We start from the raw sequence: 11,845 nt of genomic DNA, 5'->3' as shown, positions 1-11,845 counted from the left end.
GCGACAACGGCGCCAATCGAGGAGCCCGCCTTGCGGACGCCGTCGAGGTAGTCCTCCCACGCCGGGACAACCGCCGCCGAGGCCGCGAACAGGGCGTTGTCGTACACCGCGTCGAAATCCAGTGCTTCCGGGGCGATCCGGTGCGGACCCAGCTGCACCACGCCGGCGCGAATGCGGACGCTTTCGCCCAGCACCTTGCGCGCCACGGCCCCGGCCGCCACCCGCATGGCGGTCTCGCGGGCCGAGGAACGACCGCCGCCGCGGTGATCGCGGACGCCGTATTTGGCCTGGTAGGTGAAGTCGGCATGGCCGGGCCGGAAGGCGCGGGCGATGTCGCCATAGTCCTTCGAGCGGGCGTCCTCGTTGTCGATCTGGATGGCGATGGGCGCGCCGGTGGTCACCGGGCCGTTTCCGTCGTCGAAGATCCCCGACAGGATGCGGGCGGTGTCGCTCTCCTGCCGCTGGGTGACGAAGCGGCTGCCGCCGGGCTTGCGCCGGTCGAGCCAGGGCTGGAGGTCCGCCTCGGTCAGCGGGATCAGGGGCGGACAACCGTCGACGACGCAGCCGATCGCCGGCCCGTGGCTCTCGCCCCAGGTCGTCACGCGAAACAGATGGCCGAAGGTGTTGTGCGACATGCTGGCGTCAGGCTAGGCCGCCAGCCGGTCCGGCGTCCAGACGCGCGTGAAGCGCACCAGCAGATCCTCGGCCGCCGACGGCGCTTCCTCGGACGGCTGAAGCGTCACGAACAGGTGGCCCTGCGGGCGGGCGCCGCGCGCAGGCAGGCCGAGATTCCGCAATCGCAGCCGCAGCGGCTGGCACCCGGCTACCAGCCAGGCCGAGCGCGGCCCGGCATGGGTTTCGATCTCCAGCCGCCCGCCGTCCTCGAGCAGGCGGGGAGGGACCGGGAAGGTCATATAGAGGTCGTCGCCGACCGCGCTGAGGCGTCCGTCGCCGCGCACCAGCACGGGCAGAAACAGATCGACGCCGCCGTCTCCCGCCGCCTTCAGCCGCAGATGTTCGCCGCTGCGCAGGCCCGCCGGGACGCGAACCCGAAGCGTCCGGCGGCCCAGCCGCACCTCGACCCGGCCGCCGTTCAGGGCGATGCCCGGGCTCAGGCCGATGACGGGCATGGCGGGCGCGGCCCGCAACGGCGGAGCGAGGGCCAGGGGCGCGGTTTCCCGCTGGATCAGCCGCCAGGCGGCGATGACCTTGCGGAACCGGGTCTCGCTGCCGCCCGGCGCGTCGGGCCGTGCCGCCTTGATCGCTGTGCGGAAGGCGGCGGTCAGGACCGCGCCGTCCGCCGGGCCGGTCAGGCCGAGCAGGGCGTAGGCGTCGGAGGTCGAAACGACCTCGGGGAACGATCGGGCGCGCATGCCGCCATTAAGGCTCCCGACATGGTCAAGGCCCGGTTAACCGTGACGCTCTCGCCCGGCGCTGCGGGATGCTTTATCTCGGCCTCATGACCGCACCCGTGATCCCGTCCAGCCCGACCCGCGATGAGTACGCCCGCGACTACGCCGCAGCCCTGGCCGCGAACGGCGACGAAACCATCTTCGACCGCGCCGAGCCGATCGGTCTGTTCATCGACTGGCTGAGGGACGCGAAAGAGACCGAGCCGAACGACGCCAACGCCATGTCGCTGTCCACGGTCGACGCCGACGGCGCGCCCGACAGCCGGATCGTGCTGCTGAAGGACGTCGATACGCGGGGCTTCACCTTCTATTCGAACGCGGGGAGCGCCAAGGGGGTGCAACTGGCCGACCGGCCGCGGGCGGCCCTGCTGTTCCACTGGAAGTCCCTGCGTCGGCAGGTGCGGGTGCGGGGCCAGGTCGAGCCGGTCAGCGCGGCCGAGGCCGACGCCTATTTCGCCAGCCGGGCGCGGGAAAGCCGGATCGGGGCCTGGGCCTCGGACCAGTCGCGGCCGCTGGAAAGCCGCGACGCCCTGGAGCAGGCGGTGGCCCGCGAAACGGCGCGATTCGACGGCCAGGAGGTGCCGCGGCCGGCGCGCTGGACGGGATGGCGCATCATCCCCGAGCAGATCGAGTTCTGGCGCGACCGGCCGTTCCGCCTGCACGACCGTCTGCGCTTCGACCGGGACGGAACCGGCTGGGCCCGGACCCGGCTGCAGCCCTGATCCTTCAGGTCCCGTAGCGGGCCAGGAAGGTCTCGACCGCGTCGCCGGCGATCTGGTCCACGGCGCGGACGGGCATGACCTCGTCGCCCGTCACCAGCGGCATGAAGAAGACCGGATGCTCGATCATCCCCATCAACTGTCCGGCCGCCCATGAGGCCCGATCGAACCTGAGTTCGCCCGTCTCGATCATTTCGTTCAGGGCGTCGATCAGCACCTTGCCGAAATCGGCCTTGCCGCGATCGAAGAATTTCAGGGCGACGTCATGGAAACGCCGCCGCTCGGCCATGACGAGTCGAAAGACCGCGCGGATAAAGGGATCGGCCATGAAGGTGGCGTAGGTCGTGGCGAAGCACATGAGCCGTTTTCGCGCCGGGCCGCTGGTGGTCCGGACGCGGCTCATCAGGCGATTGAATTCGATCGCCGAGTCCTCGATCACCGCCGCGAACAGTTCCTCCTTGCCGTCGAAGAGCGCGTAGATGGTCGCGGTGGAAACCCCGGCGTCGCGCGCGATGGGCTCGATCCTGGCGCCGGTATAGCCTTCCGATGTGAAGGCGCGTCGCGCGTGCCTGAGGATGGTCTCGCGCTTGGCGTCATGGAAGGGAGGGTCTTGCGTGGCGGAGGCCGACATTTGGAATTCGTTGCTCGCTGAATTCTCAAAGTGACTGTTCATCCAATCAGGGGCAAGAAAAAACAACCGTTTCTATACAATCAATGGTCGCATAATTTCGACAGGAGCGGATGGGCCAGGACGGGGGCGGCCAGACGAACCACAGCTTGCGGATCGTCCAGACGAACCGCTGCGGTGGCGTCCGCCACCACGAAGTCGGCGTTCAGCCGCGAGGGCTCGGTCAGCCGCTCGTGGCCGGGGCGGACGGTCGCCAGATACTGGTCGATCACGGACTCGGCCGTACGGCCCCGTTCCGCCTGATCGCGCAGCAGGCGCCGGATGAAACGGATGTCGGCGGGCGTGTCCACGAACACCCGGATGTCGAACAGTTCGACCAGGCCGGGCGTGCACAACACATGGGTGCCTTCGACGATCACCACGGGGGCGGCCCGGACCGGTTCGCCCCCCGGTTCGCGGCCGTGATGGATGAAGGAATAGATCGGCACGGTGACGTCCTGGCCGGCCTTCAGCGCGGCCAGATCCCGGATCATCAGTTCATGGTCGCGGGCCGCGACGTCATCGAAGTCGAAGGTCGCGGGATCGAAGCCGGGCAGGCTGGCCGCGTCCCGGTAGTAGGAATCCTCGCGCACCAGGACGGCGGCGCCGGCGGGCAGACCCGCGACCAGGGCTTCTGCAAGCGTGCTCTTGCCGGAGCCTGAACCGCCGGTGATCGCGATGAGGATGGCCATGGCGGCGTTCTAGGGCCGCGCGAAGGCGGCGGCTAGTGGCGGGGCGTCCCGAAGGTCCTGATGGTCATTCCCTGGCCTTTCCCGCGCACGGAACGCCCCCGGGGTCAGGGTTTTCTGGCCGTTCGTTGACCCGGCGTCACGTTGCTTATCCCCGGACGCGCCGATAGCGTGGCGTGAAGCGCCTCAGCAGCAGGCGCAGAGCTTGAGGGATCGTGATGCTCGGATTGATGCAGGACTGGCCGCTGACGGTCGACAAGATCCTGGACCACTCGAAGAATTGGCATGGCCACCGCGAGGTCGTGACCCGGTCGGTCGAGGGCCCCATCGTCCGGACGACCTATGCCGAGATCCACGCCCGGGCCAGGCGCGTGTCCAGCGTGCTGAAGGACTGGGACGTCAAGGTGGGCGACCGCGTCGCCACCCTGGCCTGGAACACCGGCCGGCACATGGAGGTCTGGTACGGCATCATGGGGATCGGGGCCGTGTGCCACACCCTGAACCCGCGCCTGTTCCCCGAGCAGCTGATCTACATCATCAATCACGCCGAAGACCGGATCATCTTCGTCGACCTGACCTTCATTCCCCTGCTGGAAGCCGTCCTGCCGCACTGTCCGTCGGTCGAGCGGGTGGTTGTCATGACCGACGAACTGACCATGCCGGCGACGAAACTCCCGGGCGCCGAATGCTATGAGGCCCTGCTGGCGACGGCTTCGGAAGACATCGTCTGGGGCGGGTTCGACGAGCTGACGGCCTGCGGCCTCTGCTACACCTCGGGCACGACGGGCAATCCGAAGGGGGTGCTGTATTCGCACCGCTCGAACTTCATCCACACCCTGCTGGGCATGCAGTCCACGGTGCTGGGAGCGTCGCCCAGCGAGGTGATCCTGCCGGTGGTGCCGATGTTCCACGCCAACGCCTGGGGCATCGCCTTCGCTGGTCCGGCGTCCGGCGCCCGACTTGTCATGCCCGGCGCCAGGATGGACGGAGCCGCCATCTACGAATTGATAGAGAGCGAGGGCGTCACCTTCTCGGCCGCCGTGCCCACCGTCTGGCAGGGCCTGCTCACCCACCTCCGGGAGAACGACCTCAAGATCCCGACCGTGAAGAAGGTCCTGATCGGCGGCTCGGCCGTGCCGGAAAGCCTGATCCGCGCCTTCCAGGACGAGTTCAACATCGAGGTTCTGCAGGGCTGGGGCATGACCGAGACCTCGCCCATCGGCACCCTGTCCAACCTTCCGCCCGAGCTGAAGGCGCTGCCCTATGACGAGCAGATGAAGTGGCGGGTCAAACAGGGCACGCCGCCGCTGGGCGTCGAACTGAAGCTCAAGAACTACGCCGGTCAGGAGATGCCGCACGACGGGCACACCTACGGCCGCCTGATGATCAAGGGCCCGACCATCGCCGGGGCCTATTTCAAGGGCGAGGGCGGCGACATTCTCGACCACGAAGGGTTCTTCGATACGGGCGACGTCTCGACCATCGACGAGCAGGGCTTCATGCAGATCACCGACCGCGCCAAGGACGTGATCAAGTCCGGCGGGGAGTGGATCAGCTCGATCGAGATCGAGAACATCGCCGTCGGCCATCCCGGGGTCGAACTGGCCGCCGTCATAGGCGCGGCCCATCCGAAATGGGACGAACGCCCGGTTCTGATCGTCAAGCTCAAGCCGGGCGAGGCCCAGAACAAGCAGGAGCATCTCGACTTCCTGCAGGGCAAGATCGCCAAATGGTGGATGCCCGACGACGTGGTCTTCGTGGACGACATCCCGCTGGGCGCCACCGGGAAGATCGACAAGAAACTGGTCCGCGAACGGATGAAGGACTACCGCCTGCCGACGGCGGGGGCCTGATCCATGGCCGCTGGTCGCAAGGGAGGGCAGGGCGTCGCCGTGCTCCTGGCGCTGAGCCTCGCGGCTCCCCTGCTGGTCCTCGTCTCCGCCTTGCTGACCCGGGCGGGCGGCCTGTCGTTCGAGACCGGCTATGACCTGCTGACGATGAGGATCGGCTGGTGGCTGGCCATCGCCGGCGCCGCGGCCGCGCTGGGCGCGGTCGTGCTGGCCCTGCGGGATGTGCGCCGGCTCGGCCTGATGGCGCTGGCGGCGGTCCTGGCCGCGGGCGGGACGCTGGGGGGCTATGTCTGGCACAACGGCCGCCAGGCCGGCGCGCCGTCCGAGGACATCAGCACCGATCTGGCCGAGATTCCCGGCTTCGGCGACCTCGGCGACCAGCGCGGAAATCAGGGCCCGCGCGTCACCGCCGGCGTCGAGGCCTGTCCCGGGGCCCTGCCGGTGATGAAGCAGATCGCGCCGGAATCGGCGATTTGGGCGCTGGAAAAGGCGGGCTTCACCATCCGCGGCGCCGGCGTGGCCCGGGCCGACGGCACCCGCGAGGGTTTCTGGTTCGGCTTCGACCATGACGCCGTGATCCGCATTCGCCCGGGACGCACCGACATCCGCGTCGCTGCGCGAGACGCCCGGTCCCATGGCGGCGACGCCTGCGCGCTCGTTTCCACCATCAGCGCGGCCCTGCAGCCCGCCTCCTGAGCCTCAGGTCAGGGTCCAGGCCGCGTCGATCGCCGGTCCGGGCTGCGCCCTGACCCGTCCCGCGCCTTCCAGCGCGATCAGATGCGCCCAGACTGACAGGCTGGCCGCCGGCCACAGCCGCGCATCCACGGCGGCGTAGAGGTTCGGCACGATCCCGGCGATCCGCTCGTCCCCCGCCGCCAGCCGCTCGAGGATCTGGGCCTCGCGCGCCAGCCGGTGCGCCTTGTAGGCGGCCAGGAAGGGCCGGGGCTCGGTCACCGGCGCCCCATGGGTCGGCCACAGCGTCGAGAAGGCGCGGGCGATCACCCGCTCCAGACTGTCCATATAGGCGGCCATGTCGCCGTCCGGCGGCGCCACGACGGTGGTCGACCAGCCCATGACGTGGTCGCCGCTGAACAGGGCGTTCTCCTCGCGCAGCACGAAGGCCAGGTGGTTGGACGCGTGGCCCGGCGTGGACATCGCTTCCAGGGTCCATCCGTCGCCGGCGATGACCTCTCCGCCCGCCAGGACCACGTCCGGCGCGAAGGTCTCGTCGTCCTCCTCGTCCAGCGCCGCAGAGGCGTGGATCGTCCGCGCCGGCGGCCGGGCGGCCAGGACGGGCGCGCCGACGGCCTCGGCGAAGGGGCGGGCGAGGGGGGCGTGGTCGCGGTGGGTGTGGGTCACCAGCACATGGCTGACCGTCTGCCCGGCCACGGCCGCCAGAAGCGCCGCCAGGTGGGCTTCGTCCAGCGGTCCCGGGTCGATCACCGCCACGCCCGCGCCAGCATCGGGCCGGCCGACGATATAGGTCCCGGTGCCCGTGAAGGTGAACGGTCCCGGATTGTTCGCGATCACGCGCCGGATCAGCGGCGAGACCGCGTCGACCCGGCCGTATTCGAACGGCGGCATGGGAACGAACGGGATCATCGGGCGCGGCCCGGCCCTTGCGTTAGGACTTCGTAAACCTTCTGCGGAGTGCGCATCGTGGCCGTTTCCATCGCCCTGGCTGTCTCAAATCGGCTTCAGCCCGTGGCTGCGGCCTTCCTGTGTCTCATGGCGGTGCAACTGGCCGTGGCGTCCTGCACGCCGGAACCCGCTCCCTACGCCGCCCGCGTGGCCATCCTTCGCTGACCTCAGAGAGGCAGCCGGCTGAAATCATAGCCGGCGCCGGCGGCGGCGGCGCGCAAATCGTCGGCGTCCACGCCGCGAAGCCGCTCCGACATCGCCCAGGCGGCGGCCGAGCGCGTCCCTGAACGGCAGAACATCACCGTCGGCCGTCCGTCAGCCAGCAGGGCGCCCACGGCGGCGGCCTGGACGGCGTTCGGCAGGCCGGTGACGGGAATCCATTCGAAGTCCATTCCGGCCCGGCGCGCCGCAGCTTCCATCTCGGCGGCCGACGGCTGCCCGGGATCCTCGCCGTCCGGCCGGTTGCTGAGGATGCGTTGAATGCCCGAGGCGGCCAGGTCCGCCAGGGTGTCCGGCGCCAGCTGGGGCGAGGTCCAGACCGTCGGCGAAAGGGGACGCGGGGCCACGGCTACTGTCGCCGGACCCGCACGGCGCGGCTGTCGCCGACCGTCATGAGGAAGCTGCCCAGGCTGGCCTTCCGCACCCGCACCGCGTCGCCCGCGCGCGGGCGATAGCGGAACGGCTCGGAATCGATCTGCCGCCAGACCCCGCCGTCCGCCAACCGGAAGACCCAGCGGCTGTCGGCCACCTGGGTGGCGCTTTGAAGCGTGGTTTCGATCGAGTCGATCTCGGGCACGCCCTCGGCGGCCGCGCCGAACAGGCGGGGCAGGGCGGGCATTTCGAAGCCGAACAGCTGACGCCGGGCCTCGCCGACCTGGGCTCGATCCATGACGACGACCTCGCCCTGCCGTTCGGCGGCGTCCAGCGCGCCGACAGCGGCGTCGTAGCAGTTCAGGCGGGCCGCGCTATCGGCGATCGCCCGGCAGGCCGTCACGCGGGACAGCGTCTCGGCCCGCTCCTGCGGCGGCGCGGTCTGACCGGACAGGGCGACGACGGCCGCGGCGGCCGCAAAACCGGAAATGAATGACATAGGGGGTCCTCGTCCGACTGTCGGTTCGCCTCGACCTAAGTCGTTCAAGTCGTTCGTGGCGTCAACCGATCGGCCGCAACAGCCGCTGTGACCGTATCGTGGCCTAAATACGACAGTCACGCTTCGACACGGTTACAGCCATGTAATTAAGCTGGCGAATGGTACGGCGCAGAGCATAACGTCGGTCAACTGCGGCGGGGGAATCTGTCCGTGGGAGAAGGGAATATTCCATTCTAAGGCCGCGACACCCCGGAAACGGGCGATGTCGAACATCAGGAGACGACCTTTGAGAACCCAGAAAACCCGTAATCGGCTGCTGTCGACTACGATGATCGGCGGCTTCGCCGCCCTGGCCTTCGCCGCACCGGCGATGGCGCAGACCGCACCGGCTCCGCAGGACGAGACGCAGCTTGACGAAGTCGTCGTCACCGGCTCGCGCATTCCGCAGACCAACCTTGTCACCACCAGCCCCGTCACCCAGGTGACCGGCGAGGACATCGACATCGCGGGCGTGACCCGCGTCGAGGACCTGGTCAACCAGCTGCCGCAAGCCTTCGCCGCCCAGAACTCGACGGTCGCCAACGGCGCCTCGGGTACGGCCACGGTTTCGCTGCGCAACCTCGGTTCGTCGCGCACCCTGGTGCTGATCGACGGTCGTCGTATGGGCTACGGCTCGCCGAACGACGACGCGGCCGACCTGAACCAGATTCCGGAACAACTGGTCGAGCGCGTTGAAGTCCTGACCGGCGGCGCATCCGCCGTTTACGGTTCGGACGCTATCGCCGGCGTCGTCAACTTCATCATGAAGAAGGACTTCGAAGGCGTTCAGCTGGACGCCCAGTACGGCTTCTACCAGCACAACAACGACTATGACGGCGTCGGCAACGTCCGCGCTGAAATCGCTCGTCGCGCCACCACCAACCCGGCGCAGTTCGCCCTGCCGGACGACAACGTTTCGGACGGCGAAAGCCGCTCGATCAACCTGACCGTCGGCGTCGCTGCGCCCGACGGCCGCGGCAACGTGATGGCCTACGCCGGCTATCGCAACAACAACCCGATCCTGCAGCGTGACCGCGACTATTCGGCCTGTTCGCTGGCCGCGCCGACCGCCGCCTCGGGTCCGACCACCTACGCCTGCGGCGGTTCGGGCACCTCGTTCCCCGGCCAGTTCACCAACTTCGGCACCGGCGGCCCGAGCTTCGCCTACACCCTCGGCTCCGGCCGGACCTTCGTGCCCTACGTCGGCGACAACAACGCCTACAACTTCGGCCCGATCAACTACTACCAGCGTCCGGACGAGCGTTACACGCTCGGCACGTTCGCTCGTTACGAGGTCAACGAACACGCCGAAGTCTTCGCCCAGCTGATGTTCTCGGACTATTCGTCGGTCGCGCAGATCGCGCCGTCGGGCAGCTTCTTCAACACCCCGACCATCAACTGCGACAGCCCGCTTCTGTCGACCCAGCAGGCGACGCTGATCGGTTGCGACGCGGCCGAAATCGCTTCGGGCGCTTCCACCCCGCTGTACGTCGGTCGTCGTAACGTCGAGGGCGGCGGTCGTCAGGACAGCCTGAACTACCAGTCCTACCGCGGCGTCGCCGGCGTCCGTGGCGAGATCGTCTCGGGCTGGAACTACGACATCGCCGCGCAGTTCTCGCGCGTTCGTCTGTCGCGCACCTATCTGAACGACTTCTCGGTGACCCGCCTGGGTCGCGCCCTGGACGTCGTCAGCGTGGGCGGAACCCCGACCTGCCGTTCGGTTGTCGACGGCACCGATCCCAACTGCGTGCCCTACGACGTCTTCACCTCGGGCGGCGTGACGCAGGCGGCGCTTGACTACCTGCAGATCCCGCTGATGCAGACCGGTGAAACGACCCAGCAGGTCGTGACCGCCGCCATCACGGGCGACACGGGCTGGACGGTGCCGACGGCATCGCGCAGCCTGCAGGTCGCCTTCGGCGCCGAATATCGCCGCGACTACCTGGGCTCGGTCACCGACGTCAGCTTCCAGACCGGCGACGGCGCCGGCCAGGGCGGCCCGACGATCGGCTTCAACGGTGACACGGACGTCGCTGAAGTGTTCGGCGAATTCCAGCTGCCGCTGGCCGACGATCAGCCCTGGGCCTATTCGGCCTCGATCGACGGCGCCTATCGCCGGTCGGAGTACGAGAACTTCGGCACCGACACGTACAAGATCGGCGGCGACTACGCTCCGGTTGAGGACATCCGCTTCCGCGCCAGCTACTCGCGCGCCGTGCGGGCTCCGAACGTGATCGAAATGTTCACCGCGCAGGGCCTGAACCTGTTCGACATGGACTTCGATCCCTGCTCGGCTCCCGGTCGTGCGGCGAACGGAGCCGGTGCGGTTCCGGCCTCGTGCATCGGCACCAACCCGTGGCAGGTCACCCCCGGTCAATCGACCGGCGGCAACCTGGAAAGCCCCGCTGGCCAGTACAACTTCACCCAGGGCGGCAACCCCAACCTGGCTCCGGAAGAATCCGACACGGTCACCTTCGGCGCCGTGTGGGAACCCTCCTTCCTGCCGCGCTTCAACATCTCGGTTGACTGGTTCGACATTCAGATCGACCAGGCCATCCAGACGACCGGCGCCCAGAACATCCTGGACCTCTGCTACAACCAGGGTAACGCGAGCTCGTGCGCTCTCATCAACCGCAACCCGGGCAACGGTTCGCTCTGGGTCGGCGACGGCAGCGTCCTCGACATCAACACCAACATCGGTGGGTTCGAGACCTCGGGCGTCGACGTCAACGCCAACTACAACGTTGGTCTGGAAGACTGGGGCGTTGAAGGCTACGGATCGCTCGGCTTCTCGTTCGTCGGCACCTGGCTGAACGAACTGGTGACCGACACCGGTCTGGGCGGCACGGCTTCGGTCTATGACTGCGCCGGCTTCTACGCCAACCAGTGCGGCGTGCCGAACCCGGAATGGCGTCACCGCGCTCGCATGACCTGGATGACTCCGTGGGACCTGGATATCTCGGGAACCTGGCGTCACTTCGGCGAAGCCGAGATCGGCGTCCTGAGCCCGGCCGACGGCTCGCTGAACAACGGCGGCACCCGTCTGGACCGCTACTTCGACGCCGAGAACTACTTCGACCTGGCGGCGACCTGGCAGGTGATGGACACCGTCACCCTCCGGGCCGGCGTCAACAACATCCTGGATAACGATCCGCCGCTGTCCTACAGCGTCGGCACGACCGGGAACGGCAACACCTACCCGCAGCTGTATGATGCGCTGGGCCGTTACTTCTTCTTCGGCGTCACGGCCAACTTCTAAGGCCTGACACCAGAGACAAGCTGGGGCGGCGGATCTTCGGGTCCGCCGCCCTTTTTTGTTGTCCGTGGACGCGCCGCAGAAAAACCATTTGCGAGTTCGAGCGTTGCCAGCCGACACCCTCATCCACTGTTCCAGGCGCCTTCATGCTGATCACCCTCGTCTCCGCCCTGATGCTCTCCACCCAGACGCCCGCGCCCGCACAGGCGCAGGACGGCGTCGTCTCGACCGCCCCGGGCGCGGAAGCCGTTGAAACCGAGCGTTTCCGCGAGGCGGTGGCCTACGCCAATCCGATGCCGCGGGGCGCGCCGGAGGGCGACTATCCGCTGGTGGCCTGGTGCGAGGCGCTGGTGAACGGCCACGTGGCCCTCGGCGAGACCCTGACCAACCGCGATCCGCTGGATCTGGACATCATCCGCCTGGGCAAGCTGGAGGCCGCCGACTTCCGCGCGGCCCTGAACGCCGCAGAGCCGCGGCAGACC

The 11,845-nt window shown here is 68.4% G+C and carries 12 protein-coding genes and 1 pseudogene; 6 read left to right on the top strand and 7 right to left on the bottom strand.

What is annotated here, in order from left to right; translation table 11 throughout:
- Both aroC and V6M42_RS07890 read right to left on the bottom strand, forming a co-directional pair.
- Nucleotides 1-635 (bottom strand): chorismate synthase (gene aroC, locus V6M42_RS07895; protein ID WP_332678099.1); only part of this gene is annotated, 635 nt, incomplete at its 3' end.
- Between the two features lie 12 nt (nucleotides 636-647).
- Nucleotides 648-1,373, bottom strand: coding sequence for a DnaJ C-terminal domain-containing protein (locus V6M42_RS07890; RefSeq protein WP_332678098.1), 726 nt, complete (start codon nucleotides 1,371-1,373; stop codon nucleotides 648-650).
- 86 nt (nucleotides 1,374-1,459) lie between these two features.
- Here V6M42_RS07890 and pdxH point away from each other — a divergent pair, with 86 nt between their 5' ends.
- A complete protein-coding gene (pdxH, locus tag V6M42_RS07885) occupies nucleotides 1,460-2,134 on the top strand; it encodes a pyridoxamine 5'-phosphate oxidase (RefSeq protein WP_332678097.1) in 675 nt (224 codons plus the stop codon).
- Nucleotides 2,135-2,138: 4 nt separating this feature from the next.
- Here pdxH and V6M42_RS07880 read toward each other — a convergent pair whose 3' ends face one another.
- Together V6M42_RS07880 and udk are read right to left on the bottom strand one after the other, a co-directional pair.
- Nucleotides 2,139-2,762 (bottom strand): TetR/AcrR family transcriptional regulator, encoded by a 624-nt coding sequence (locus tag V6M42_RS07880; protein WP_332661220.1) that lies wholly within the window; start codon nucleotides 2,760-2,762, stop codon nucleotides 2,139-2,141.
- An 80-nt stretch (nucleotides 2,763-2,842) separates the two neighbouring features.
- Entirely contained in the window at nucleotides 2,843-3,490 is a 648-nt protein-coding gene (gene udk / locus V6M42_RS07875; protein WP_332678096.1) for a uridine kinase, read from the bottom strand.
- 215 nt (nucleotides 3,491-3,705) lie between these two features.
- Between udk and V6M42_RS07870 the strand changes: the two genes are divergently transcribed.
- Nucleotides 3,706-5,340, top strand: coding sequence for a long-chain-fatty-acid--CoA ligase (locus tag V6M42_RS07870; protein ID WP_332678100.1), 1,635 nt, complete (start codon nucleotides 3,706-3,708; stop codon nucleotides 5,338-5,340).
- A gap of 3 nt (nucleotides 5,341-5,343) precedes the next feature.
- Nucleotides 5,344-6,033: a DUF1499 domain-containing protein gene (locus V6M42_RS07865; RefSeq protein WP_332678095.1), complete on the top strand. Its 690-nt coding sequence runs from the start codon at nucleotides 5,344-5,346 to the stop codon at nucleotides 6,031-6,033.
- Nucleotides 6,034-6,036: 3 nt separating this feature from the next.
- Here the strand turns inward: V6M42_RS07865 and V6M42_RS07860 are convergent, their stop codons facing one another.
- On the bottom strand, nucleotides 6,037-6,939 hold the full coding sequence (locus V6M42_RS07860) for an MBL fold metallo-hydrolase (protein ID WP_332678094.1): 903 nt from the start codon (nucleotides 6,937-6,939) through the stop codon (nucleotides 6,037-6,039).
- 57 nt (nucleotides 6,940-6,996) lie between these two features.
- Here V6M42_RS07860 and V6M42_RS07855 point away from each other — a divergent pair, with 57 nt between their 5' ends.
- A complete protein-coding gene (locus V6M42_RS07855) occupies nucleotides 6,997-7,143 on the top strand; it encodes a hypothetical protein (RefSeq protein ID WP_332661225.1) in 147 nt (48 codons plus the stop codon).
- A 2-nt stretch (nucleotides 7,144-7,145) separates the two neighbouring features.
- Here the strand turns inward: V6M42_RS07855 and V6M42_RS07850 are convergent, their stop codons facing one another.
- Both V6M42_RS07850 and V6M42_RS07845 read right to left on the bottom strand, forming a co-directional pair.
- A complete protein-coding gene (locus V6M42_RS07850) occupies nucleotides 7,146-7,544 on the bottom strand; it encodes a TIGR01244 family sulfur transferase (protein ID WP_332661226.1) in 399 nt (132 codons plus the stop codon).
- A gap of 2 nt (nucleotides 7,545-7,546) precedes the next feature.
- On the bottom strand, nucleotides 7,547-8,068 hold the full coding sequence (locus tag V6M42_RS07845) for a hypothetical protein (RefSeq protein WP_332678093.1): 522 nt from the start codon (nucleotides 8,066-8,068) through the stop codon (nucleotides 7,547-7,549).
- A gap of 286 nt (nucleotides 8,069-8,354) precedes the next feature.
- Here V6M42_RS07845 and V6M42_RS07840 point away from each other — a divergent pair, with 286 nt between their 5' ends.
- Complete coding sequence (locus tag V6M42_RS07840; RefSeq protein WP_332678092.1) at nucleotides 8,355-11,366, top strand: TonB-dependent receptor plug domain-containing protein; 3,012 nt, start codon at nucleotides 8,355-8,357, stop codon at nucleotides 11,364-11,366.
- A 143-nt stretch (nucleotides 11,367-11,509) separates the two neighbouring features.
- A pseudogene (locus V6M42_RS07835) lies at nucleotides 11,510-11,845 on the top strand (hypothetical protein); the annotation flags it as partial.

The organism is Brevundimonas sp. (assembly GCF_036677305.1).
Lineage (GTDB): Bacteria > Pseudomonadota > Alphaproteobacteria > Caulobacterales > Caulobacteraceae > Brevundimonas.
Note: the sequence above shows the minus strand (reverse complement) of the source record. Positions and strands in the feature narration are given on the sequence as shown.